The organism is Photobacterium sp. GB-36, assembly GCF_003026135.1.
Classification (GTDB): Bacteria; Pseudomonadota; Gammaproteobacteria; order Enterobacterales; family Vibrionaceae; genus Photobacterium.
This window is the reverse complement of the sequence record NZ_PYNY01000023.1, coordinates 26,252-51,365: the sequence shown is the minus strand read 5'-3', so window position 1 is coordinate 51,365 and position 25,114 is coordinate 26,252. Positions and strand designations below refer to the sequence as shown.

Annotated in this window: 20 protein-coding genes; 7 read left to right on the top strand and 13 right to left on the bottom strand. The window is 43.9% G+C overall.

Translation table 11 applies throughout. The features are described from left to right. Positions 1–51 precede the first annotated feature (51 nt). Together purD and purH are read right to left on the bottom strand one after the other, a co-directional pair. Positions 52–1,341 (bottom strand): phosphoribosylamine--glycine ligase, encoded by a 1,290-nt coding sequence (gene purD / locus C9J46_RS17235; protein WP_107291274.1) that lies wholly within the window; start codon positions 1,339–1,341, stop codon positions 52–54. 105 nt (positions 1,342–1,446) lie between these two features. Then, complete coding sequence (purH, locus tag C9J46_RS17230; RefSeq protein ID WP_045150142.1) at positions 1,447–3,039, bottom strand: bifunctional phosphoribosylaminoimidazolecarboxamide formyltransferase/IMP cyclohydrolase; 1,593 nt, start codon at positions 3,037–3,039, stop codon at positions 1,447–1,449. Between the two features lie 236 nt (positions 3,040–3,275). Here purH and zntR point away from each other — a divergent pair, with 236 nt between their 5' ends. Further along, the gene (zntR, locus tag C9J46_RS17225; RefSeq protein WP_107207960.1) at positions 3,276–3,743 is read left to right on the top strand and encodes a Zn(2+)-responsive transcriptional regulator; all 468 of its coding nucleotides are present in this window, start codon (positions 3,276–3,278) and stop codon (positions 3,741–3,743) included. A gap of 10 nt (positions 3,744–3,753) precedes the next feature. Here zntR and C9J46_RS17220 read toward each other — a convergent pair whose 3' ends face one another. Next, a complete protein-coding gene (locus tag C9J46_RS17220; protein ID WP_105061403.1) occupies positions 3,754–3,957 on the bottom strand; it encodes a hypothetical protein in 204 nt (67 codons plus the stop codon). Positions 3,958–4,138: 181 nt separating this feature from the next. On the opposite strand from C9J46_RS17220, the gene C9J46_RS17215 reads away from it, so the two are divergent. Next, a complete protein-coding gene (locus tag C9J46_RS17215; RefSeq protein WP_006647687.1) occupies positions 4,139–4,420 on the top strand; it encodes a pyrimidine/purine nucleoside phosphorylase in 282 nt (93 codons plus the stop codon). Between the two features lie 71 nt (positions 4,421–4,491). On the opposite strand, the gene malI is transcribed toward C9J46_RS17215, so the two are convergent. Next, positions 4,492–5,517 (bottom strand): Mal regulon transcriptional regulator MalI, encoded by a 1,026-nt coding sequence (gene malI / locus C9J46_RS17210; RefSeq protein ID WP_107260842.1) that lies wholly within the window; start codon positions 5,515–5,517, stop codon positions 4,492–4,494. Positions 5,518–5,803: 286 nt separating this feature from the next. On the opposite strand from malI, the gene malX reads away from it, so the two are divergent. From malX to C9J46_RS17195, 3 genes are all read left to right on the top strand, one after another. After that, the gene (gene malX / locus C9J46_RS17205) at positions 5,804–7,384 is read left to right on the top strand and encodes a maltose/glucose-specific PTS transporter subunit IIBC (protein WP_107207962.1); all 1,581 of its coding nucleotides are present in this window, start codon (positions 5,804–5,806) and stop codon (positions 7,382–7,384) included. A gap of 71 nt (positions 7,385–7,455) precedes the next feature. Beyond that, complete coding sequence (locus C9J46_RS17200) at positions 7,456–8,634, top strand: MalY/PatB family protein (RefSeq protein WP_107291273.1); 1,179 nt, start codon at positions 7,456–7,458, stop codon at positions 8,632–8,634. Positions 8,635–8,936: 302 nt separating this feature from the next. Continuing rightward, a complete protein-coding gene (locus C9J46_RS17195) occupies positions 8,937–10,574 on the top strand; it encodes a methyl-accepting chemotaxis protein (RefSeq protein WP_107207964.1) in 1,638 nt (545 codons plus the stop codon). A gap of 111 nt (positions 10,575–10,685) precedes the next feature. On the opposite strand, the gene fis is transcribed toward C9J46_RS17195, so the two are convergent. From fis to acs, 9 genes are all read right to left on the bottom strand, one after another. Then, complete coding sequence (gene fis, locus C9J46_RS17190) at positions 10,686–10,982, bottom strand: DNA-binding transcriptional regulator Fis (RefSeq protein WP_005372656.1); 297 nt, start codon at positions 10,980–10,982, stop codon at positions 10,686–10,688. A gap of 23 nt (positions 10,983–11,005) precedes the next feature. After that, complete coding sequence (dusB, locus tag C9J46_RS17185) at positions 11,006–11,971, bottom strand: tRNA dihydrouridine synthase DusB (protein WP_199187146.1); 966 nt, start codon at positions 11,969–11,971, stop codon at positions 11,006–11,008. A 176-nt stretch (positions 11,972–12,147) separates the two neighbouring features. After that, complete coding sequence (gene prmA, locus C9J46_RS17180; RefSeq protein WP_107207966.1) at positions 12,148–13,032, bottom strand: 50S ribosomal protein L11 methyltransferase; 885 nt, start codon at positions 13,030–13,032, stop codon at positions 12,148–12,150. A 163-nt stretch (positions 13,033–13,195) separates the two neighbouring features. Continuing rightward, positions 13,196–14,653: a sodium/pantothenate symporter gene (gene panF, locus C9J46_RS17175; protein WP_107291272.1), complete on the bottom strand. Its 1,458-nt coding sequence runs from the start codon at positions 14,651–14,653 to the stop codon at positions 13,196–13,198. Then, on the bottom strand, positions 14,646–14,927 hold the full coding sequence (locus C9J46_RS17170) for a YhdT family protein (protein WP_045084725.1): 282 nt from the start codon (positions 14,925–14,927) through the stop codon (positions 14,646–14,648). The genes panF and C9J46_RS17170 overlap by 8 nt, the downstream gene beginning before the upstream one ends. Before the next feature lie 197 nt (positions 14,928–15,124). Further along, on the bottom strand, positions 15,125–16,468 hold the full coding sequence (gene accC, locus C9J46_RS17165; protein WP_105061397.1) for an acetyl-CoA carboxylase biotin carboxylase subunit: 1,344 nt from the start codon (positions 16,466–16,468) through the stop codon (positions 15,125–15,127). A gap of 14 nt (positions 16,469–16,482) precedes the next feature. Continuing rightward, positions 16,483–16,953 (bottom strand): acetyl-CoA carboxylase biotin carboxyl carrier protein, encoded by a 471-nt coding sequence (gene accB, locus C9J46_RS17160; RefSeq protein WP_107247313.1) that lies wholly within the window; start codon positions 16,951–16,953, stop codon positions 16,483–16,485. A gap of 27 nt (positions 16,954–16,980) precedes the next feature. Next, positions 16,981–17,433, bottom strand: a complete 453-nt coding sequence (gene aroQ / locus C9J46_RS17155; protein WP_105061395.1) for a type II 3-dehydroquinate dehydratase — start codon at positions 17,431–17,433, stop codon at positions 16,981–16,983. Between the two features lie 497 nt (positions 17,434–17,930). Beyond that, positions 17,931–19,880 (bottom strand): acetate--CoA ligase, encoded by a 1,950-nt coding sequence (gene acs / locus C9J46_RS17150; protein WP_107291271.1) that lies wholly within the window; start codon positions 19,878–19,880, stop codon positions 17,931–17,933. Between the two features lie 385 nt (positions 19,881–20,265). Here acs and C9J46_RS17145 point away from each other — a divergent pair, with 385 nt between their 5' ends. Both C9J46_RS17145 and C9J46_RS17140 read left to right on the top strand, forming a co-directional pair. Next, complete coding sequence (locus C9J46_RS17145; RefSeq protein WP_107291270.1) at positions 20,266–21,441, top strand: 3-phenylpropionate MFS transporter; 1,176 nt, start codon at positions 20,266–20,268, stop codon at positions 21,439–21,441. Positions 21,442–21,611: 170 nt separating this feature from the next. Next, on the top strand, positions 21,612–25,064 hold the full coding sequence (locus tag C9J46_RS17140) for a PAS domain-containing hybrid sensor histidine kinase/response regulator (protein ID WP_107260836.1): 3,453 nt from the start codon (positions 21,612–21,614) through the stop codon (positions 25,062–25,064). Positions 25,065–25,114 lie beyond the last annotated feature (50 nt).

The window sequence follows — 25,114 nt, the reverse complement described above, 5'->3', positions numbered from 1 at the left end:
AATAAAAAACGCGCTGATTAAGCGCGTTTTTTAACTTAGGGAGAATGCGTTTTATTGCTGTTGCTCACGAGCTATAGCGCGATAACCAATATCGTCACGATGGAACATGCCATCCCACGAAATTTGTTTTGCCAACGTATAAGCACGCTGTTGTGCTTCTAAGACAGTATCGCCCATCGCGGTTGCACACAGCACACGACCACCGTTAGTGACGATATCGCCTTGATTATTCGTTGTGCCGGCGTGGAAGACTTTCTCGCCAGCCACTTCTTGTTGCGGCAAGCCTGAAATCACATCACCCTTGTTGTAGCTTGCTGGATAGCCGCCAGCGGCTAAAACAACACCGATAGAAGCGCGTGGATCCCATTTCGATTCTACGGTATCTAGCTTGCCATCAATCGCTGCTAAACATAGCTCAACCAAATCAGACTGCATACGTAACATGATAGGTTGAGTTTCCGGATCACCAAAGCGACAGTTGTATTCGATCACTTTTGGGGTGCCATCGCTCATGATCATCAAGCCAGCATAAAGGAAACCTGTATAAGGTGCGCCTTCTGCGGCCATCCCTTCAACCGTTGGGTAGATCACTTCTTTCATCACGCGGTCATGGATATCTTGTGTTACAACAGGGGCTGGTGAATAAGCGCCCATGCCACCCGTGTTAGGGCCAGTATCGCCATTTCCAACACGTTTATGATCTTGGCTGGTGGCCATAGGTAGAACGTTTTTACCGTCTACCATTACGATGAAACTGGCTTCTTCACCATCTAAGAACTCTTCGATAACTACGCGGTGTCCGGCTTCACCAAATGCATTGCCAGCGAGCATATCGCGTACGGCATCTTCGGCTTCTTGCTCTGTCATTGCGACAATCACGCCTTTACCTGCTGCTAAGCCATCCGCTTTTACTACAATCGGTGCGCCTTTTTGCTTTAAGTAAGCAAGAGCGGGGTCGATTTCAGTAAAGTTTTGATATTCCGCCGTTGGAATATTGTGGCGAGCAAGGAAGTCTTTAGTGAAAGCTTTAGAGCCTTCAAGTTGTGCTGCGGCTTCTGTTGGACCAAAGATGGGCAGTTTAGCTGCGCGGAACGCATCAACCACACCAATAACTAGTGGCGCTTCTGGGCCGACAATGGTTAAACCAATTTGATTATTTTGCGCAAATTCAACTAATGCTGCGATGTCTTCAACACCAATCTCAACATTTTCCAGTTTAGGTTCAAGTACTGTTCCTGCATTACCAGGAGCAATAAATACCGTTTCTACTTGTGGGTTTTGTGCAACTTTCCAGCCTAATGCGTGTTCACGGCCGCCGTTACCAATGATCAGTACTTTCATCGTTAATCCTTATTGCTTCGCGCTAAATACTTAAAAATCTCTGCTCTTTAAAAAAGAGCAGAGACTAAATCGATAGTTTTATTCACTTAAGTTTGTGATGACAACTTAGTGGCGGAAGTGGCGCATACCGGTAAATACCATCGCCATACCATGCTCGTCAGCAGCAGCAATGACTTCATCATCACGCATTGAACCACCCGGTTGGATAACACAAGTAATGCCTGCTTCTGCTGCGGCATCAATACCATCACGGAACGGGAAGAATGCATCTGATGCCATTACGCTACCCGCGACTTCTAGGTTTTCGTCAGCGGCTTTGATACCTGCAATTTTGGCAGAATAAACGCGGCTCATTTGGCCTGCACCAACACCTATGGTCATATTGCCTTTTGCATACACAATCGCGTTTGATTTCACGTATTTCGCTACTTTCCAGCAAAATAGTGCATCACGCAGTTCGTCTGTGGTTGGTTGACGTTTAGTGACAACGGTTAAATCATCAACCGATACCATACCTTGGTCACGGTCTTGAACCAATAAACCACCATTTACACGCTTAACGTCAAAACCCGTGGTTTTGGTTGTCCATTCGCCACACTCAAGAAGACGTAAGTTTTTCTTGGTTGCAACAACGGCTGCCGCCTCTGCTGATACTTTCGGCGCGATAATAACTTCTACAAATTGACGATCAACAATCGCTTGTGCAGTTGCTGCATCTAATTCACCGTTGAACGCAATAATGCCGCCAAATGCTGAGGTTGGGTCTGTTTTGTAAGCGCGATCGTAGGCTTCAAGTAAATTGTCCCCGAGTGCAACACCACATGGGTTAGCGTGTTTTACAATTACACATGCTGGTAAATCGAATTCTTTCACACACTCAAGTGCAGCATCAGTATCTGCGATATTGTTGTATGATAATGCCTTACCTTGAAGTTGCGTTGCTGTTGCGACAGAAGCTTCTTGTGGATTGGCTTCAACATAGAATGCTGCTGCTTGGTGGCTGTTTTCACCGTAGCGCATGTCTTGTTTTTTCTCGAACTGCTGATTGAAAGTGCGTGGAAACTTCGATTCCTCATCACCTTCTTTGTTGTCGCCGTAAGATGGCACCATAGTACCAAAGTAGTTGGCGATCATACCGTCGTAAGCTGCAGTATGTTCAAAAGCTGAGATAGCTAAATCGAAACGTGTTGCCTGAGTTAGTGAGCCATTGTTGGTGCTAATTTCTGTTAGTACGCGGTCGTAATCGTGCGCATTAACGACAATCGCTACATCTTTATGGTTTTTTGCTGCAGAGCGAACCATTGTTGGACCACCGATGTCGATGTTCTCAACTGCGTCGGCGAGCGTACACCCGGCTTTGGCAACAGTTTCAGCAAAAGGATAAAGGTTAACAACAACCATATCGATAGGGTTAATGCCGTGCTTTTCCATTACTTCGTCGTCAGTACCACGACGGCCTAGTACGCCACCATGAACTTTTGGGTGAAGGGTTTTTACACGGCCATCCATCATTTCTGGGAAACCGGTGTAATCAGAAACTTCAGTGACTTGAATGTTTTTCTCGGCAAGTAAACGAGCGGTACCGCCTGTCGATAAGATTTCTACGCCGCGATTGGCAAGAGCCTGTGCGAATTCCACAATACCTGTTTTGTCTGATACGCTGATCAGTGCACGGCGAATAGGACGAGCGTTTTCCATGGCTACTATCTCTTTTAATTACACGGTGAATAGAATATTTCCCAAGACCAAGCCCATTTGGTGTGAATTGGTTTTGGGAAATATCCTGATTCTCATCACATCAACAAAACTTGGGTGATGACAATAGTGATTTATCAATAATGGTCATTTGTGTGTAATGTGACCATTATTTTACATGAATAGGAAGATTACGCAAACGTTTGCTTTTTTGGGTGTCTTTAGGAGAAATGAGCAAGATGGCGATGTATTTGATTGGTCAATTAGCAAAGTTATGTCAGGTCAGTAGCGATACATTACGGTTTTACGAAAAAAATGATTTGCTCCAGCCTGCAGGCCGAAGCGACAGTGGTTATCGTTTATATAGTGATGATAATTTATCGCGAGTTAAATTTATCTTACGGGCCAAAGCTATTGGCTTAAGTTTGGAAGAAATTCGTGAGCTATTAGATATCCGACTGGAAGCTAGTCAACATAGTTGTGCGGAAGTAAAAGCGATCACCCAAGCTAAGCTTGACGAAGTGGATATGAAAATAAAGGAACTCTCGCGTATTCGACGCGCGTTAAAAAAGATCAATGATGCGTGTTGTGGCCATGTGGATGATGATGCGAGCCATTGCTCAATCCTTGAGGCCTTGAACGATAGCTGTGATACGCCAGATCCTATCGGTGACACCAAGTCATGTTGTTCAAGGCACAAGAAATAGAACGTATAAATTAATCGCTGGTGGCTTCTTTTGCATTTTGGATCGCATCTTTTGTGGTATCACGGAAAAAGTGTCCCGTTGCTTTGGTTGCATCACGGGTCGCGTGACCAATCTCAGTGAAGCCATCTTTAATATTTTGTTTATCGCTACTGCTACAACCAACTAATGGTAACGAAGCGATCAGTAGTACCGCTAAAACATGTTTATTTAACATCTGAGATCCCTTGATAAAATTTCAAAGACTAGTGTAGCGTTTTTTTATCATGAACCAAGTTAAATTCATGTCATGAATATCGTGATTAGCGTCATTATATTTCATTAGGGCATTGTGAAATTTTGTGATAATTTCCAGTCAAAAGCGTATCGCTAATACGAATTAAAGATAAGGAAAATCGATGTTAAAAGTAAATGAATATTTTGATAGCCAAGTAAAATCAATTGGCTTTGAATCTTCGGGTGATCATGTCAGTGTTGGCGTAATGGCACCTGGCGAATATACTTTTGGTACTGTAGCACCTGAGCGTATGACGGTGGTTAAAGGTGCATTAACTGTAAAACTACCAGGCCATGTTGACTGGGAAACTTACAACGCAGGCGATAACTTTGAAGTTCCAGGTGACAGTTCATTTAATGTGAAAGTATTGGTTACTACTGCTTATCTTTGTGATTACTTATAATTTTAAATTATAGTGATTATCTAAAAGCTTCACTTCGGTGGAGCTTTTTTGTTTGCCGCTGTTTGATATCTCTATGCCGATCCTCGTTCAATTAATTGTGGCGGTAAAATAAACTGTTGTGCCGTTTCATTATGAACCGTCATTTTTGCGAGTAACCGTTGTCCTGCAAGTTGACCCATTTGTCGCGTAGGAGAGCTGATCATGGTTAGGCTTGGCTGAGTTAAAGCCGCTTCAGGGGTATCATCAAACCCAATTAAGCCGATTTGTTGACCAATATAGTTATCTTTTCCGACACTTTTCCCTACCCGTTGAATACCATACATCGCCCCTAATGCAATGGCTGGTCGGTGGCATAATAGCGCGGTAATTTTAGGATGCTGAGTTAGCAGTTGTTGAACATGATCCGCGGCTTGGCACTGGTTATTCTGAGCTTCAATTATCCATTCATTTTTAAACGGTAAGCCATATTGCATTAATGTCGTGCCATAGCCGCCAATACGCTCAGCACGGGTGAGTGAGTCACTGCTGCCACCAATATACGCAATATGACGATGACCTTGTTGGATCAAGTGCTGAGTTGCAAGGATTGCGGCTTGATGATTATCAGGCCCAATATAATCGACCTCATTATTCACGGCGGAGCGGGCCAAGCAAACCGCAGGAATATTGGCTTGTTTGGCCATTTCGAGAACTTGGTTGGTTGCTTCTCTTACCGGGCTAAATGCAATACCTGCGACACCTTGTTGGATCATCGATTGGACACATTGGATTAATTTGTCTGCTTGATGGTTGGACTGAGCAAGAAATAACATATGGTCATGTTGTTCAAGCTCATCGCTTAACCCTGCCGTGACTTCGGTATAAAAGGGATCTGTAATATCCGCTAAGATCCAGCCGATCAAATTTGAGTGATTGGATCGTAAATTCGCTGCGGCGTTATTGCGAACATAGCCTAAGGCTTCAACTGCTTGATTGACCTTATCGATTGTCGCTTTTGATATACGGCCTTTATTGCCCAGCACCAAAGAAACAGTAGAAACGGAGACGCCGGCATAGTCGGCAACATCGGTGATCTTTACTTTGCTTGATTTAGCCATTAGATAGTTAATTACCCTGTATTTATCTATCAATATAAAACGTTATATCTATAATCCGAATATTAACAGGATCACAGTTTTTAATATGTGTTATGGCGCGAGATATGTTCCGTGATCTCGATGCCGATAAAAGTTGATAAAACGTTTTATCATTTATTTCGTAATTCAGCAAAAGCGTTGGCAGAAGTTTTGAGCTCATCTTCGTCGACGTTTTTTTTCAACAAAGTGATAAAACGTTTTACCACTTTGTTTTTGACGAAGATAAAACAGTGATCAGGTGACAATGATGTCTAAATCTGCAAATAAAACAACGCTATGGGAATTTTTCCAAAGCTTAGGTAAAACGTTTATGTTGCCAGTGGCACTTTTGGCGTTTTCCGGTATTTTACTGGGTATTGGTAGCTCGTTATCAAGTGCTGCAGTAAAAGAAAGTATGCCTTTTCTTGATAATACCGTACTGCAATTGCTGTTCATGTGGATGACCAAAGTTGGTTTGGTTGCATTTATCTATTTACCTATCATGTTTGCCGTAGCCATTCCTCTTGGCCTTGCTCGTGAAGAAAAAGGTGTTGCCGCGTTTGCAGGTTTTGTTGGTTACGCAGCACTTAACTTATCGATTAATTTTTACCTAACAGTGGCTGGCGTATTAGGCAATGCGACCGAAGAAAAAGCCTACGGTGTGAAGTCTGTTTTAGGCATAGAGTCGATTGATACTGGCATTTTAGGCGCGGTGATCGTCGGTATTATTGTGGCGAAACTGCATGCACGTTTCTATACCTACAAAATGCCTGATGCATTAGCTTTCTTTGGTGGCGCGCGTTTTGTTCCGATTATCTCAACCTTAACGCTAGGTGTGGTTGGTCTATTAGTACCGCTAGTATGGCCTTACTTTGCTATGGGTATTAATGGTATTGGTAGCTTAATCTCTCACTCAGGCCCATTTGGTCCATTCCTTTTCGGTACCGGTGAGCGCTTGTTATTGCCATTTGGCTTACACCACATTCTTGTTGCATTGGTGCGTTTTACGGAAGCGGGTGGCACGATGGATGTGTGTGGTAACACGGTAAGTGGCGCATTAAATATTTTCTATGCAGAGCTTTCTTGCTCAACAACTAATGGCTTCTCTAACTCGGCAACATCATTCTTGTCGCAAGGTAAAATGCCAGCTTTCCTTGGTGGATTACCCGGTGCTGCTCTTGCGATGTACCACTGTGCTCGCGTTGAAAATCGCAGCAAAGTAAAAGCGTTATTGTTATCAGGTGTGGTTGCGTGTGTGATTGGTGGTATCACAGAGCCATTAGAATTCTTATTCCTGTTCGTTGCACCAGCACTGTACTTTGTTCATGCTATTTTAACGGGTGTTGGCTTTATGGCGATGCACCTATTAGGCGTAACGATTGGTAATACTGATGGCAACATTATCGACTTTTTGATTTTCGGTGTACTTCAAGGTACGGCAACGAAATGGTACTTAGTACCTCTTGTTGCTGCAGTATGGTTTGTGATGTATTACAGCGTATTCCGCTTTGTGATCACTCGCTTTAATTTAAAAACTCCAGGCCGTGAAGTGGCTGATGTAAAAGATGAGTTAGCCTTTGCGGAAACGGGTGAGAAAACGACGGGTTACAAAGGTAATATTATTTTAGAAGCACTGGGTGGTGCTGCAAACATTACGTCACTGGATAACTGTATTACTCGTTTACGTTTATCGGTTAATGATATGAGTTTAGTGAATGACGCCGTACTCAAAGCTAACGGTGCGTTGGGGGTCGTTAAGCTTGACGATCATAACTTACAAGTCGTGATTGGGCCTCAGGTGCATATGGTCAAAAATGAAATGCAGGGCTTAATGCCAGCGACGGCATAATATGATTGCGGAGCCTAGTGCTCCGCTTTTTTGTTTTGGATAACTGTTTTTGCTTGTTGCAAGAGGTTGATATGTTTGATTTCTCTACCCCAGTTAACCGTTATGGTACCTATTGTACCCAGTGGGATTATGTTGAAGATCGGTTTGGTGAAGCGGATTTATTGCCGTTTACTATTTCTGATATGGATTTCGCCGTTGCGCCATGTATTGAGAAAGCGTTATCTGAGCGATTAGCACATGGTGTATTTGGCTATAGCCGATGGAATCATGATGATTTTAAATCTGCGATCACAGGATGGTTTTCACGCCGCTATCATAGTCCAATCAATCCCGAGCATATTGTGTATGGTCCATCGGTGATTTACATCATTTCGCAATTAGTGATGCAGTGGACAAAGCAGGGGGAAGGAGTCCTCATTCATACTCCAGCCTATGATGCGTTTGGTAATATGTTAGCGGCTAATGATCGTCTCATGCTAACAAGCCCGTTGTTAAAAACGGCTGGTGGTAGTTATGAGATTGATTGGGCACAATTTGAAGCACAAGCGGCAAAACCAAACTGTAAAGTGTTGTTACTGTGTAGCCCACAAAATCCAACTGGACGAGTATGGACACGTGATGAACTCAGCCGTATGGCACAGATCTGTTTGCAACATCAGGTGAAAGTGATCTCCGATGATATCCATATGGATATGGCATTTAATGATTATATTCCTTGGCCTGAAGTGGCATTAGATGATAATTGGGCGTTGGTTTCTTCAGGATCAAAGTCATTTAATATTCCTGCATTAACGGGCGCATATGCGTTTATTGCCGATCAAACGGTGCGTGAACGGTACCTTACTCAGTTAAAAGCGGCACATGGTTTATCGTCACCGTCGATTTTAGGCGTTATAGGACATATTGCCGCTTATAACCAAGGTGAAGTATGGCTCGATAGTTTAAAAGACTACCTTCAAGCTAACCTTTGTTATGTCGCAGAGCAGTTAAATCAGGCCTTTCCTGAGTTGAATTACCAAGTGCCTGAGGGGACATATTTAGCGTGGATTGATTTAACGCCATTGAGCGTGGATATGGATGCTCTACAACAACGTCTAATTAGTCATTACAAAGTCGCCATTATGCGCGGTGATACCTATGGTCAAGAAGGGCAAGGCTATGTTCGTTTGAATGTCGGTTGTCCTCGTAGCAAAGTAGAAATAGGTCTCAAGGCATTGATGAGTGCATTACATGATCTAAAACATCAATAGAATATTGCTTGTTTTATAACTAAGAAAAGCTTCGCGTCGGCGGAGCTTTTTTGTATCTGTTATTGCCACTCACTTTTAGAGATCAAGCGTTTTATCAATTGCGCCTTTATATGACATGTAACGCATATGTTGGATTTATAAAAATTATCTGGAGAGAAAGCATTATAGTACAGTATTTAGCAAGGTTGAGTTCTGGTTAATCACGCCTAACATGTTGCTTTAGATACTTAGAGCCTAATTGATCTTGTCGTTATAGCGAAACTATTTCATGACTAAACGTAATAAGTAGGATAGGGAGTTCTATGAATCTATCGTTAACACATGCATCAATTAGTACCAAAGCTTGGATCATATGGCTGTTATTTGCCATCGGTCTTATTTCTATTTCTGCATTAAATATTTCCTCAACTAATCAACATATGCGAGCTAATTATGAGGGAGGTATTAAGCAAATAGTAGAAGGGGCGGTAGGAGTGGTTAATTACTATCATGCACTTAGCTCCAATGGCACATTGAGCGAAGAAGAAGCGCAAAAACAGGCTTTAGCGGCAATTAACGCAATGCGTTTTGATGGCGGAAATTATATTTTTGCGGGAAATAAGGAAGGCTATCAAATTGCAACCCGTTTTGATGAAATGATGGGGACTGACATTCTGTCACTAACAGACGGTAATGGACGACGATTCGTCGAAGAGCTTTACAGTGTCGGTAAGCAAGGTGGTGGTTTTGTTGATTATATGTGGAAGTCATCGTCAGATCCTAATCAACTGATTTTAAAAACGAGCTATGCTGATTATTTTCATCCTTGGGGCTGGATGATTGGCGCAGGAATGAATATCAAAGCCTTAAACCAAGATATTCAAGCCAGCCAATGGCTATCGTTTGTGAATGTTGCTGTTATTTTGGCAATACTGTCATTATTGATGGCGTATTTTATTCGTAGTATTACTTTGCCAATTAAAAAAACCGTTGCTGCGATGCGCGATCTATCAACCGGTGAAGGTGATTTAACTCAGCGTCTTAAAGAAGAAGGCGGTCCTGAATTAACGGCGCTTGCGAAACATTTTAATCGCTTTGTTATTTCTATTCAGGCCATTATCCATAATATTAGTGATGCAGGTTCACAACTGACTCACTCTTCGCGTTGTTTATCACAATCAGTGTTATCGATGGATAGTAATTTAAATCAACAGAAAGAAGACACCGATCAACTCGTGGGGTCAATGGGGGAAATGCTCACTGCGGTTGAAGAAATTGCAGGCAGAACCGTTGATGCCACTGATTTTAGTATTAAAGCAGCGAAACAAACAGAAGCCAGTAAAGTGATTATTCAGCGTAATATTGAAGAGTCACAATTGCTCGCATTAGATATTGGTGAAGCCAGTAAAGTGATCACCCAACTAGCAACAGATAGCCGTAATGTCGATACCGTGTTGGAAGTGATACGTGGCATTGCAGAGCAGACCAACTTATTAGCGTTAAATGCTGCGATAGAGGCTGCAAGAGCCGGTGATGCAGGGCGAGGCTTTGCTGTTGTTGCTGATGAAGTTCGCACCCTATCACAGCGCACACAAGAGTCGACGATTGAAATTCAAACCATTATTGAAAAATTACAACAAGGTGCGGAGCAAGCGGTTGGTGTCATGAATCAGGGGGCTGAAAAAGCCCAGAATGCGTCAAAGATTTCTGCATCGGCAGGGGAAGCGTTGAATTTAATTGTTGAAGAAGTTCATGCGATACAAGGGATGAATCAGCAGATCTCAGCCGCAACAGAGCAGCAATCATTAACCGTTAATAGTATTAATCAAAATGTGGCAAGTTTGAATGATAGCTCGATATCATTGTCGACTGAATCTAATCAGATGTCGTCATCGAGTGAAGAGCTCAATCAAATTTCGGAAGATCTAATGGTGACGATTCAGCGTTTTAAACTGCATTAAAGTAGGACTATTATGTTTTATTTAGCATGACAGTACCGAATAGCAGCCAATAAAAAAGCCATGCCTGAAATACAGGGATGGCTTTTTTATCAATAACTTAAACTAAATGTATTAGTTCATGCCATATTTTTTAAGCTTCTTACGTAGCGTACCACGGTTGATACCCATCATGGTTGCAGCGCGAGTTTGGTTACCGCGAGTGTACTGCATGATAGTGTCTAATAGTGGTTGTTCAACTTCTGCAAGCACAAGCTCGTACAGATCGTCGACTTCCTGACCATTTAATTGAGCAAGGTAGTTTTTAAGGGATGCCTTCACTGAATCACGTAATGGTTTCTGTGTGATTTGGTCTTGTGAAGTTACAGTTGTTACTGTTAACGCTTCGGAAGTCAGATTTTGTTCGAACATAATTCTGTAAGCTCTTCTAGTATTTATGCAACGTTTTCGAAGTAGCCTTGCAGCGCATCAAGTTGCTGTTGAGCATCCTCGAGTGCGTTGAAGGTCTGGCGGAAATCACCGGCTGGTGCATGTTCTTTCAAGTACCAAGACACGTGTTTACGTGCAATGCGCAGTCCTAGGTATTCACCGTAGAACTGGTGGAGTTCTTGAACATGTCCCAACATGATTTCACTGATCTCATCAATTGATGGGGCAGCGAGGTGTTCACCAGTTGTTAAGTAATGGTGGATTTCTCTAAAAATCCACGGCTTCCCTTGTGCAGGTCGGCCAATCATTAGAGCATCGGCACCCGTATAATCGAGTACAAAGCGTGCTTTTTCCGGGCTATCGATATCACCGTTAGCGATAACTGGGATCGAGATGGCTTGTTTCACCGCTCTAATGTAGTCATATTCCGCTTCACCTTTGTACATACATGCCTTGGTACGTCCGTGAAGGGCGAGGGCTTGTATGCCGCATTGCTCGGCGAGTTTGGCTATGTCGACACAGTTTCTATTTTCCAGATCCCAACCAGTACGGGTTTTAAGCGTAACTGGAACATCTACCGCATCCACCACTGTACGAAGAATGTCTTCGATAAGGTTGGGATATTGCAGTAGTGCAGAACCGGCTAATCGTTTGTTTACTTTCTTTGCTGGGCATCCCATGTTGATATCGATGATTTGCGCACCGTTTTCAACACTGAACTGCGCAGCTTCAGCCATCAACTTTGGATCAGCCCCTGCTATCTGAACCGAACGAATACCTGATTCACCTTCGTGAACCATACGATTGAGCGATTTAGACGTCTTCCAGAGATCTGGGTTCGACGACATCATCTCGCTAACTGCCATACCTGCACCGTAGCGAAGGCATAACTCACGAAATGGCCGATCGGTCACACCCGCCATAGGCGCGACTATCAGCTGGTTTTTAAGTTGATAAGGACCGATTTGCAAAATGTCTCTACCTGACTGTGCCAGTAAGGGCGCGCATTTTACGCATTTTTTGCTCTGCTGAAAAGGCCAATAATTGAGCATGATGATTTTGTTTGCCAAAATCGTATGATTTTCAATCAATTGACCGATTAAATTTATAAATAAAAATCAGCAGTAGTACCCAAAACTGCGTGTGATTATGCCTTACGGCCTGAGATGCGACACCACTCTTCACGTGCAATTACTGGGTCTAAAGCCAGTTCATCGCTGTAGTAGGTTGACACATCAGCCGCTTGGCTTTCTAGCACACCTGAGATCGCTAAGTCGCCACCGTCTTTAACAAGGCTCTTGATCACTGGTGATAGTTCACGCAGTGGGCCTGCAAGGATGTTAGCAACTACAACGTCAGCTTGAATACCTTGAGGCTGATCTTGTGGTAGGTATAGTTCTAGATTGTCAGACACACCGTTACGTTCTGCGTTATCACGTGACGCTAAGATAGCTTGTGGGTCGATATCAATACCAATAACTTTTGCTGCGCCAAGTTTTAGTGCAGCAATCGCTAGAATGCCTGAACCACAACCAAAATCGATAACCGTTTTACCGGTTAGGTCTTGGCTGTCTAACCACTCAAGACAAAGTGATGTTGTTGGGTGAGTGCCTGTACCAAATGCTAGACCTGGGTCTAATAGTACGTTCACCGCATCTGGCTCTGGCGCTTCACGCCAGCTTGGGCAGATCCATAGACGACGACCGAAACGCATAGGGTGGAAGTTATCCATCCACTCACGTTCCCAGTCTTTATCCTCTAACTGCTCGATTTTATAAGCAAAATCATCAGCAATTAATGGGCTGTTTTTAAGCATGTTCAGCACGAAATCCATGTCGGCTTCAGCATCATACAAACCAATTACATCGGTATCACCCCAAAGGCGGGTTTCACCTGGCATAGGCTCGAAAACTGGCGTGTCTTGTGCGTCTAGGAAGGTGACAGACAGAGCACCAGTCTCTTCCATTAGCATGTCGCCAATTGCTTCTGCGCTCTCTGCAGTTGCGTTCAGTTTAATTTGAATCCAAGGCATGGTTTATTCGCTTATTTTGTGACTACTTGAACATAGGGGGCGAAGTCTAGCATGAAATTTCACCAATCCCCATTATCAGATGCCATTCTAGAGATAAAAAAAAGATAGTACCGACTGGTACTATCTTTAATGTAGTTGATTATTTAGCGTGATATAGCCGATTTTAGTCGCTTAATTGCGGTGTTTCTACTTTTGTTGGTTTTGCATAGCTACCAATGACAAAGGCGATCAAACCTAATAAAAGTGTTGGCACAATCGCATGAACGCCATTCATATCGGGCTTACTAAATGACAAAATAATGTAGCTACTCAAACCAACAATCATGGAAGCAAAAGCACCAGTTGCAGAAGCTTTTTTCCAATATAAGCCGAGTACAAGAGGCCATAAAAATACGGCTTGTAAGCTACCAAAGGCTAATAAGTTAAGCCAAATGATCATGTCGGGCGGATTCATCGCAGCGATAAACACTAAACCTGAGAAAATCCCTGTTACCCATAGTGATAATTTAGGTAGGCGCTTTTCAGCGTGTTCATTATTGGCAATGTTTGGATTGATATAGTTGATATATAAATCTTTGAGCAGTGTTGCTGAAGCTTGAATGAGTTGTGAGTCGATAGTCGACATAATCGCCGCCATTGGGCCTGCCAAGAACACACCGGCTACAACAGGTGGTAATACGGTTACCATAAGGGTTGGCATGATCTGATCGGGGCTAGCGATATCAGGCACGATAGCACGGCCTAATGCGCCTGCTAAGTGCATCCCAAACATCAGTAGCGCTACCATGATGGTACTGAGTACCATGCCTTTATGCAGTGAATTACTGTCTTTATAAGACATACAACGTACCGCAGCATGCGGCAAACCGATGACACCAAAACAGACCAAAATCCAAAAACTCAACATAAAGGGCTGACTCAGGAAATGATTTGGACCGTAAGGGGTAATTAACGCCGGATCAATATCGTGAAGCTTGGTGACTAATGCGCCGATACTTCCGCCCGCATGCACGATCCCAACCAGTAACGCAATGGTACCGATGATCATCATCAAGCCCTGTAAAGTATCAGTCATCACAACAGCACGAAAGCCACCAATTGTCGTGTATAGGCCTACGGTGATCGCAAAGATCATTAAGCCATGCATATACGATAGGCCTGTTACGGTTTGGAGCAGACGTGCACCACCGACAAACTGTACGACCATGGTGCCAAAGAAGGCGATCAGTAATGACAGTGAAGCAAAAATGACGACCCCACGGTTTTTATAGCGAGCATAAAGGATGTCATTAAGGGTTAATGCATTATGACGTCTCGCTTCGATGGCAAATTTCTTACCGAGTACACCAAGGGTCAACCATGCTGCGGGTAACTGGATCATCGCAAGTAATACCCAGCCTAAGCCCATTTTATAGGCAGCCCCTGGACCACCAATAAAGGTGCTGGCGCTGGCGTAAGTGGCTGCAAGGGTCATCGCAAGGACAAAGCCGCCCATGCTACGCCCACCGACTAGGTACTCGGTAAGAAAGTTTCCTTTGCTTTGAAAGCGTCGGGTGTAAAGTGCCATCGCAAAGACTGCGGCAAGGTACAGTACGATAGGAATAATGAGTTGGCTATTCATGGGGGTCTTCGTGGTTAATATCTAAAGGAAGATCTCGGTAGACGACTTTGACCATGACACCGCACATGACGGTAAAAATGATCGGGCCGACAATGCATGACATCAAGAACCAGAGTGGAAAGCCAAAATATAGGGTTGGCATGCTTAGATCACCGATGGCGGGCGCTAAGCCGTAGGCGGATAGGTACCACCAAAGAAAATAAGCTAACGCTAGTCCTATCGCCCAGAGTGCCTCTTTATGGGCTTGGCGATAGCGTGCTGAGAGCGTTTTCATGCTGTATCTCCAGTTGTTATCAAGTGTTTTCCTACTCAATACAGTGTAGTAACTAGTAGGGTTGGTCAAAAAGGTGGGCTATTGTGGCAAAAGATGCTGTGTTATGCCATGTGAACCGATCAATCGAGGTGAATTGAGATTGGGTATAAACAAAAAAGACTACCCGAAGGTAGCCTTTTATCGTCAAGCAAGTTCGCTTATTGCAGACCGAGTTTCTTCTCAAGGTAGTGGATGTTTGCGCCACCTTTTTGGAAGTTCTCGTCAGCCATAATATCTTGCTGAAGCGGAACGTTGGTTTTAATGCCGTCGATGATCATTTCGCTCAATGCATTACGCATACGAGAAATAGCGACATCACGATTTTCACCGTACGCAATTAACTTACCGATCATTGAATCGTAGTAAGGCGGTACTGTGTAACCTGAATAGATGTGTGATTCCCAACGGATACCCATACCACCTGGCGCATGGAAACGCTCGATAGTACCTGGGCAAGGTAGGAAACGCTCTGGATCTTCAGCATTAATACGACACTCGATAGCATGGCCACGAATTTGAATATCGCTTTGGCTAAATGACAGCGGTTGACCTGCGGCAATACGTAGCTGCTCTTTGATCAAGTCAACGCCTGTTACCATTTCGGTTACTGGGTGCTCAACCTGAATACGGGTGTTCATTTCAATGAAGTAGAACTCACCGTTTTCGTAAAGGAATTCGAATGTACCTGCGCCACGGTAATTGATTTCTAAACATGCACGAGTACAACGCTCACCGATGTACTTACGCATTTCTTCGGTAATGCCCGGTGCTGGTGCTTCTTCAACCACTTTCTGGTGACGACGCTGCATCGAACAGTCACGTTCACCTAAGTGAATCGCGCCACCTTGACCATCAGCTAAGACTTGAACTTCAATGTGACGTGGGTTTTCAAGGTATTTCTCCATGTAAACCATGTCGTTATTGAAACAAGATTTTGCTTCAGCACGGGTCATTGCGATCGCTTCAGTCAATTCATTTTCTGAACGAACCACACGCATACCACGACCACCGCCGCCACCAGAGGCTTTGATGATCACAGGATAACCGATACGTTTAGCAAAAGATTTGTTCTTTGCTTCATCGTCATCAAGTGGGCCGTCAGAGCCAGGTACACAAGGTACGCCAGCTTTTTTCATTGCCGTAATAGCAGAAACTTTATCGCCCATTAGACGAATAGTGTCAGCTTTTGGACCTACGAAAATAAAGCCTGAACGCTCAACTTGTTCTGCGAAGTCAGCATTTTCAGAAAGGAAACCGTAGCCTGGGTGGATAGCGACTGCCCCTGTAATTTCAGCGGCACTGATAATACGAGGAATATTTAAGTAACTATCGATACCGCGTGCAGGACCAATACATACTGACTCGTCAGCAAGTAGAACGTGCTTAAGATCGCGGTCAGCGGTTGAGTGAACCGCAACCGTTTTAATCCCTAGCTCTTTACAAGCGCGCAAGATACGAAGTGCAATTTCACCTCGGTTTGCAATTACTAATTTATCTAACATAGCCAGAGCCTCGATTACTCGATGATGATAAGAGGCTGATCGAATTCAATCGCATCGCCGTCTTCTGCAAGAATAGCGACAACTTTACCGGCTTTGTCAGCTTGGATTTGGTTCATCATTTTCATCGCTTCAACGATACATAGTGTGTCGCCGATATTCACCGATTGACCAACTTCAACAAATGATTTTGCTTCAGGGCTTGGAGAGCGGTAGAAAGTACCAACCATAGGTGAAAGCACAGAGTGACCTGATGCAACAGGTGCTGGTGCTTCAGTTGCAGCTACAGGTGCTGCTGCTGGCGCTTCTACCGATGCAGTTGGCATAGGCTGTTGTGCCATTGGCGCTGCCATGTATTGTTGTGGCATTGCTGTTGCTGGAACGCTACGGCTGATGCGTACTGATTCTTCACCTTCAGAGATTTCTAGCTCAGCGATGCCTGATTCTTCTACAAGCTCAATTAGCTTCTTGATTTTACGAATATCCATTTATATTTCTCTTTTTATATTGTTCAGTTAGCTATCTGCATGCAGACGACGTACCGCTGCATTCAGGGCGAATTCATAGCCGTCAGGGCCTAAACCACAAATCACGCCTACTGCTTTATCGGATAAGTAAGAATGATGACGGAAAGGTTCACGAGCGTGGACATTAGATAAATGCACTTCAATAAACGGAATGGCGACGCCGAGTAAGGCATCACGAAGGGCTACACTCGTATGAGTAAAAGCTGCAGGATTGATAATGATGAAATCGACCTTGCCATAAGCTTGATGGATTGCATCAATTAACACATGTTCCGCGTTGGATTGAATATGTTCTAATGCCACACCTAATTGGGTAGCTTTAGCAGTGAGCCCATCAACCACTTGAGTTAATGTTTGATGGCCATAATGGCCCGGCTCTCGTAGACCTAGTAAGTTAAGATTAGGTCCATTTATTAATAAAATTCGTTTAACGGTCGACATCTTGACGTATTTTCACTTGTTTATGAGGTTAAACTCTAACAACTTGCAGACTTATGCAATTTTGTTTCCGTGTGTCCGTTTTTTTACTGCTAAACGTTCATTGTTGAGCAATTATAGTGAATTCACCGCAAATCGCAGCAAAATACTGGTCTAATCACCACTTTTTTGTGCGAACACGTGTAAGCCTTAGTGAGGAGTGTCGTTACTATTAGAGGTTTTATCTTACGACAAGTTCACTCTACTAAGTGTAAGAATTTAGTAATAATTATGACTAAATTCGAACCATACCCACAAGATGAAAAACGGTAAAGTTTAGTCGATAATATTTGACGAATAAATCAACAATCAAGCTGTTGATTTATTCAGCATTGCGATCAAAGTGGCGTATTTTAGGCTGAGAATGCTGGTAGTTAGCTGAATTGAATGAAGATAAGGATGGCGAGAAAATAAAAAAGACCGCAATTGAGCGGCCTTTGTATATTGATAAAAAAGTTGAATTACATCACTTTTTGTTTTTCTTCAATGAGTCGATCAACGACGGTTGGATCAGCAAGGGTTGAAGTATCACCTAAGGTTGAGGTATCTCCAGTTGCTATCTTACGAAGAATTCGGCGCATGATCTTACCTGAACGGGTCTTCGGTAATGCATCTGTCCAGTGTAAGAAGTCTGGTGTAGCGATAGGACCGATTTCCTTACGTACCCAGTTTTTCACTTCTTTATGCAGTTCTGCACTTGGGATTTCACCATCGTTTAGGGTGATATAGGCGTAAATTGCTTGGCCCTTTATCTCATGTGGTACACCCACAATCGCCGCTTCTGCAATCTTATCGAAAGCAACGAGTGCAGATTCAATTTCAGCCGTACCCATACGGTGACCTGAAATATTTAATACATCATCAACACGACCTGTGATCCAGTAATAACCGTCTTCATCGCGACGAGCACCGTCACCGGTGAAGTACATACCTTTAAAGGTAGAGAAATAGGTTTGTTCAAAACGTTCGTGATCGCCCCAAAGCGTACGCATTTGACCTGGCCATGAATCGGTCATGACTAAGTTACCGTCAGTCGCGCCTTCAAGGATATTACCGACGTTATCAACCAGTGCTGGTTGTACACCAAAGAATGGACGCGTAGCAGAGCCTGGTTTTAGTGCGGTTGCACCCGGTAGTGGGGTAATTAAAATGCCGCCTGTTTCTGTTTGCCACCATGTATCTACGATTGGGCAACGTTTGTCACCAATTGTACGGTGATACCATTCCCATGCTTCAGGGTTAATGGGTTCGCCAACAGAGCCCATGATACGCAGTGATGAACGGTTAGTACCTTGAATTGCTTCATCACCTTTCGCCATTAGTGCACGAATCGCAGTAGGTGCTGTGTATAAAATGCTGACTTGGTGCTTATCAACCACTTCACTCATGCGACTGGTTGATGGGTAGGTTGGCACGCCTTCAAATAATACCGTGGTTGCACCATTAGCTAGAGGTCCGTATACCAAGTAGCTGTGACCTGTGATCCAACCCACATCTGCGGTACACCAGTACACATCACCTTCTTGGTAATCAAAGACGTATTTAAACGTCATCGTGGCGTAAACGAGGTAGCCACCTGTGGTGTGAAGTACACCTTTAGGCTTACCTGTTGAGCCTGACGTGTAAAGAATAAATAGAGGATCTTCAGCGTTCATTGGTTCAGGAGCACAGTGAGCCGAAGCCACGGCTGTTGCTTCATGCCACCATACATCGCGAGCATCATTCCAAGCGACTTCACCGCCTGTGCGTTTAAAGACAACCACTTTTTCAACCGTCGTTACTTCAGGGTTTGCTAGCGCGTCGTCTACATTTTTCTTAAGGGGAACGGCACGCCCACCACGCACGCCTTCATCAGCAGTCACAACTACTTTTGCATTTGAATCGATAATACGTCCAGCCAAGGCTTCCGGAGAGAAACCGCCAAAGACGATAGTGTGCACCGCACCAATACGGGTACAAGCGAGCATTGCAATTGCCGCTTCGGCAACCATTGGCATGTAAAGACACACTACGTCACCTTTACGTACACCTTGGCTCTTCAGGGCGTTAGCAAACTGACAGACTTCTTGATGTAATTCATTGTAGGTTAGGGTGGCGTCATCATTAGGATCATCACCTTCCCAAATAATTGCTGCTTGATCGCCTTTGGTCGCGAGGTGGCGGTCAATACAGTTAGCAGAGACATTAAGCTCACCGTCTTCAAACCATTTAATGCTGACGTGGCCGGTATCAAATGAGGTGTTTTTAACTTTAGTAAATGGTGTCATCCAATCAACGATTTGGCCATGTTCACGCCAAAAACCTTCAGGGTTAATCACTGATTGCTGATACATCTCACGGTATTGCTCTTCATTGATATGAGCTGTTTTTGCGATGGTCTCATTGACCGGATAAACGTGAACCTCACTCATCCTATTCTCCTTGAGTTCTTATACTTTCTGCGCCCTGCATCCTTAGCCGATGTAATAAGGGTGAGCAAACTGACTTTTTATAGTTGTTTTGTGCTGCGTATACGTTGTGCCATTTTTTGTGTGTCTACAATTAGACTTTAGGATGAGAGAGCTGGATCAAAGGGCGTAAATGCAAGTTACATGGATTTTTCATGACAATTTGTAGATGAATATAGGAACTTGAGTGATAGCGTGAGGCGAATAAAAATCAAAAGGAGACCTCCGTCGCACTATTAGAGTAATTATGTGTTGTTAGTGGGGTTAAATTGCGGACTGACATTAGTTTGAGAAGGAAACTACGTCATAATATGTTGCTTTTTTATTCACCACATTATGCGAGATCACTATGTTTACACGTTCGCCCTACAGCTGGAGCTCACAATACTTGTGGGGCTTCTTCTTCTCTTACGGTGTTTACCTGCCATTTTGGGCTATTTGGTTTAAGCATATTGGAGTGGATGATTCTGATATTGGGTTGCTGTTGGGCTTAGGTTTTACAGTTCGTTGTATTGCGAACTTAGTGATAACACCACGTATTCACAAGGTAGAGCATCTTATTCCGGCACTTAGAGGCTTTACTCTGCTAGGTCTCGTTGCCTGTATTCTTTATATTGTCGGTGGCGGGGGATTATGGGTACTAGCTGCTGTCACTATCTTATTTAATTTATCCGCAGGGCCTATCGTGCCCATCTCTGATGCGATCGTGAATCATTATGCTAAAGGAGGGCTAGTGGATTACGGTCGTACTCGGCTTTGGGGGTCAATTGCGTTTATTGCTGGCTCTACCATTGTTGGTCTACTGGCAAATCACTATGGTGCCGATATCATTCCGTGGGTGGCATTATCAGGTTTAGCTTTCTCACAATTAATGGCGGCAAGAAACCCTGCGATTATGCCATTCGATGAAGGGAGCTCTGAGCAAGTTCGCCCTGCATTGTGGGGGATTCTACGTAATGGTGCGGTGATTAAGTTGATTGTGATTGCGGCATTACTGCAAGGTAGCCATGCTGCTTATTATGGTTTTAGCTCTATCTATTGGCAGAAAATTGGTTTTAGTGAATCAATGATTGGTTACCTATGGAGCTTCAGTGTTGCTGCAGAAGTGATGGTATTTCTGGTTAGTAAGCGCTTATTTTCTGGTTGGTCGGTAAATAATATGTTTCGCTTAGCAGCATTCGGTGTCTTGGTGCGTTGGGGATTAACCGCCACTTTGACAGATCAGTGGCTGATGTTCCCCGTTCAAGCTTTACATGGCGTAACTTTTGCTGCAGCTCACTTAGCGGCGATTCGCTATATTCAACAACAGCCGAGTAACCATTCTGTTGCGCTGCAATCGTTATACAACGCGATTCCGTTGGGAGCCGTAATGGCAGTATTAACATCGATGAGTGGTTGGATGTATGGCAATTGGGGGGCTAATGTGTTTTGGATCATGGCCGCGATGGCTTTTCCGGTGTTCTTTATTCGTTTAACGCCTTCTCAACAGATCGCGGTGACCGACTATCAAACCAGTAAAGCATAGTGATTACTAACTTCTATTCTAAAGCGTAGTCTTGATGGCTGCGCTTTTTTATTGCGATAAAGAAAAGAGAAGGCTCACTATCTTACTGAGAGAACTGTGATCAGACAGGATTGAGTAAGCTGTGACAACTTAGTTACAGTGGTGAATCAGTTTTAAAAGGATGATGTGTGATGGTACAGGGATGGATTGTTATAACCGTATCACTGGTATATCTCGGCGTACTGTTCGCGATTGCATGGTATGGCGATAAAAAAAGCCAATGGTTAGCAGGGTGGCGACCGTGGATATATAGTTTATCCATTGCGGTGTATTGTACCTCGTGGAGTTTTTTTGGCACGGTGGGACAAGCTAGCCGTGAGCTGTGGTCTTTCCTTCCCATTTATCTCGCGCCAATTATCGTATTTACTTTAGGCTGGAAAGTCTTAGCTCGGCTGATCTTTATTGCTAAGCGAGAACACATTACTTCAATAGCGGATTTCATCGCAGCCCGTTACGGAAAATCGCAAGGTTTAGCCATGCTCGTCACCGTGATCGCGGTGATAGGTATTTTGCCTTATATCGCGTTGCAGTTGCGTGGCATTACGCTGGGGCTTGAACAGATCACGCCGAATTTAGGCGAGATGTTTAATCAAGAAGGGTTAGATACTGCGTGGATAGTGTCCGGTGTATTAGCATTATTTTCTATTTTGTTTGGTACTCGGCATATTGATTCCACCGAGCACCACCGCGGTATGATGATGGCGATAGCGTTTGAGTCATTGATCAAGCTTGCAGCGTTTCTCGCGGTTGGCATTTTCGCGCTGAGTTTATTTCAAACCGCTCCTCAGCTTAATGCGCTAAGTTGGCAATCACTTACTTACACGTCACCTAATATTGGTAGTTTATTTATTCATATGCTACTTACCATGGCGGCAATTATTTGTTTGCCACGTCAATTTCATACCATTGTGGTGGAAAACCATAGCCAAGCTGATTTACATAAAGCGCGTTGGATCTTTCCTTGTTACCTGTTCTTAATGGGGATCTTTGTTATTCCCCTTGCTTTGATTGGCCAGCAATTACTACCGAATGTTTCAGCAGATACTTACGTAATTAATTTACCGTTACAGCAAGGTGCGAACGGTATTGCGCTGCTCGCTTTTATTGGGGGGGCCTCTGCGGCGACAGGAATGGTGATTGTTTCAACCATCGCTTTGGCAATTATGGTATCGAATGATTTAGTGATGCCCTTAATGTTACGTCGAGTACGCATTGGGCCGCGTAATTTTTCAGCTTTTTCTGGCTTATTATTAAATGTCCGTCGGGTGTTAATTGCGGTGTTATTACTTGCAGCATGGGGCTTTTATCATGTGCTAGATAACGTTCATTCACTGTCGGCGATAGGTTTATTGTCATTTGCTGCGATTGCACAATTTGCTCCAGCGTTGCTTGGCGGTATTTACTGGCGCTTTGGTAATAAAAAAGGGGTGTATACCGGTTTAGTTGGTGGGATGACGATTTGGCTTATTACCATGATGAGCCAAACCAGTATGTTGGCAGGGGATGCGGGCAGTAATGTTTTACTGTGGTTATTAAGTCCACCACAACTGCCTATTTTACGAAGCTTGACTTCTGTTGATTGGGGCATGTTGTTGAGCTTATGTGTCAATGTTAGTTTGTTTGTCGGGGTTTCATTAATAACACGGTCGTCACTCACTGAGCGTTTACAAGCGGCTTCTTTTGTTGGTGCTTCTCCTGCAGAAACGGAAGATGGAAGCTTATATCAAACCCGTGTGACGGTCGCTGAATTAGAAATGTTGGCTTCTCGTTTTGTTGGCCGTAAACGCGTTCGCCATGCATTTGCTCAGTTTGCCGAGCAGCAAGGTAATCGCTTAGAGCCTCAGCAACAAGCTTCTGCCAGTATGATCCGCCATACCGAAAGAGTATTGGCTGGCGTTTTTGGTGCCTCTTCAGCAAGGTTAGTGCTTACTTCTGCCTTGCAAGGAAGAAACATGCAATTAGAAGAAGTCGCAACGATTGTTGATGAAGCTTCTGAGTTGTTTGACTTTAGCCGAGGGTTATTACAAGGAGCGATTGAGCATATTAGCCAAGGTATCGCTGTGGTTGATAAACAGCTTCGGCTGGTGGCGTGGAACCAACGGTATTTAGAGCTGTTTTCTTTTCCTCCGGGTTTGATCCAAGTTGGTCGCCCTATTACTGATGTGATTCGGTATAATGCTGAGCAAGGATTATGTGGCCCCGGCGATCCTGAAGCACATGTAGCTAAACGAGTTGAGCATTTACAGCGGGGAACGGCACATACGTCATCGCGAATTCGGCCTGATGGACAAGTGATAGAAGTGCAAGGTAATCCAATGCCTGGTGGTGGTTTTGTGATGAGTTTTAGTGATATTACCGCGTTTCGTCAGGTTGAAATGGCATTAAAAGAAGCCAATGAAAACCTTGAAGCGCGAGTTAAAGAGCGGACCCAACAGCTTGAACAATTGAATCATCAATTAATGATAGCCACTCAGCAAGCGGAGCAACAAGCGCAATCCAAAAGTCGCTTTTTAGCGGCGGTGAGTCATGATTTGATGCAACCGCTCAATGCTGCGCGCCTTTTTTCATCTTCGTTAACTGAAGTTGCAGAGGGCAAAGAAAGTGCGCGTTTAGCCACTCATATCGAAAGTGCATTAGGCGCAGCAGAAGATCTGATTGGAGATCTGTTGGATGTTTCTCGTTTAGAAGCAGGTAAATTACAAACACATATTGTGCCGTTTAAAGTCAGTGATGTGCTTAATACATTATCGGCTGAATTTGGTGCTTTAGCGCAACAACAACAGATCACCTTTGATGTGGTATGCAGTGATGCAGTGATCATCTCAGATGCCAAGCTCTTACGCCGTGCTTTGCAAAATTTCTTAACTAATGCTTTTCGTTATAACCCTAGCGGTAAAGTGTTGTTAGGTGTGAGGCGTCGAGGCCTGCGTTTACAGATTGAGGTTTGGGACAATGGACCGGGGATCCCGATAGAAAAGCAGACCAATATCTTTGATGAATTTACCCGTATAGAACAAACAGGGAGCGAGCATGGCTTGGGATTAGGGCTGGCGATTGCGCGTGGGATCTCACGGGTATTGGATCACCCATTAGATTTACGCTCATGGCAGGGAAAAGGCACAGTCTTTTCGTTATCAGTACCATTAGGTAATGCGTCTATGCTAGCTGCTTGTACGCAGGTATCCACAACTGAGATCAAAGCGCCATTAGCTGGGCTGAAAGTGCTGTGTGTCGATAATGAAAATGACATTTTATTAGGAATGGAAACCTTACTCACTCGCTGGGGTTGTGAGGTTAAATTAGCTGAAAATCTTGATGAAGCTATGTGTGCTCTCGAACAACAGTGGCAACCCGATGTTATCTTTAGTGATTACCATTTATCCCATCAACAAACAGGATTAGAAGTATTGCTGCAATGCCGTTCAAGGTTAGGTGATAGTTTTAAAGGGGTGGTGATTAGCGCAGATAGAATGACCGAAAATCAGGCCGCGATCCGAGGCCATGGTTTTGGATTTATCAGTAAACCAGTTAAGCCATTAAAGCTTCGCGCGGTACTGAATCAATGTTTGCCTGTAGAAGCATAATGTGAATTAGTACAAAGAAAAAGGCGGAGTCCAATGGACTCCGCAAAAGC

Coding starts and splice junctions, on each gene's coding strand:
- purD (WP_107291274.1), bottom strand. CDS start 1,341: ATGAAAGTACTGATCATTGGTAACGGCGGCCGTGAACACGCATTAGGC.
- purH (WP_045150142.1), bottom strand. CDS start 3,039: ATGGAAAACGCTCGTCCTATTCGCCGTGCACTGATCAGCGTATCAGAC.
- zntR (WP_107207960.1), top strand. CDS start 3,276: ATGGCGATGTATTTGATTGGTCAATTAGCAAAGTTATGTCAGGTCAGT.
- C9J46_RS17220 (WP_105061403.1), bottom strand. CDS start 3,957: ATGTTAAATAAACATGTTTTAGCGGTACTACTGATCGCTTCGTTACCA.
- C9J46_RS17215 (WP_006647687.1), top strand. CDS start 4,139: ATGTTAAAAGTAAATGAATATTTTGATAGCCAAGTAAAATCAATTGGC.
- malI (WP_107260842.1), bottom strand. CDS start 5,517: ATGGCTAAATCAAGCAAAGTAAAGATCACCGATGTTGCCGACTATGCC.
- malX (WP_107207962.1), top strand. CDS start 5,804: ATGTCTAAATCTGCAAATAAAACAACGCTATGGGAATTTTTCCAAAGC.
- C9J46_RS17200 (WP_107291273.1), top strand. CDS start 7,456: ATGTTTGATTTCTCTACCCCAGTTAACCGTTATGGTACCTATTGTACC.
- C9J46_RS17195 (WP_107207964.1), top strand. CDS start 8,937: ATGAATCTATCGTTAACACATGCATCAATTAGTACCAAAGCTTGGATC.
- fis (WP_005372656.1), bottom strand. CDS start 10,982: ATGTTCGAACAAAATCTGACTTCCGAAGCGTTAACAGTAACAACTGTA.
- prmA (WP_107207966.1), bottom strand. CDS start 13,032: ATGCCTTGGATTCAAATTAAACTGAACGCAACTGCAGAGAGCGCAGAA.
- panF (WP_107291272.1), bottom strand. CDS start 14,653: ATGAATAGCCAACTCATTATTCCTATCGTACTGTACCTTGCCGCAGTC.
- C9J46_RS17170 (WP_045084725.1), bottom strand. CDS start 14,927: ATGAAAACGCTCTCAGCACGCTATCGCCAAGCCCATAAAGAGGCACTC.
- accC (WP_105061397.1), bottom strand. CDS start 16,468: ATGTTAGATAAATTAGTAATTGCAAACCGAGGTGAAATTGCACTTCGT.
- accB (WP_107247313.1), bottom strand. CDS start 16,953: ATGGATATTCGTAAAATCAAGAAGCTAATTGAGCTTGTAGAAGAATCA.
- aroQ (WP_105061395.1), bottom strand. CDS start 17,433: ATGTCGACCGTTAAACGAATTTTATTAATAAATGGACCTAATCTTAAC.
- acs (WP_107291271.1), bottom strand. CDS start 19,880: ATGAGTGAGGTTCACGTTTATCCGGTCAATGAGACCATCGCAAAAACA.
- C9J46_RS17145 (WP_107291270.1), top strand. CDS start 20,266: ATGTTTACACGTTCGCCCTACAGCTGGAGCTCACAATACTTGTGGGGC.
- C9J46_RS17140 (WP_107260836.1), top strand. CDS start 21,612: ATGGTACAGGGATGGATTGTTATAACCGTATCACTGGTATATCTCGGC.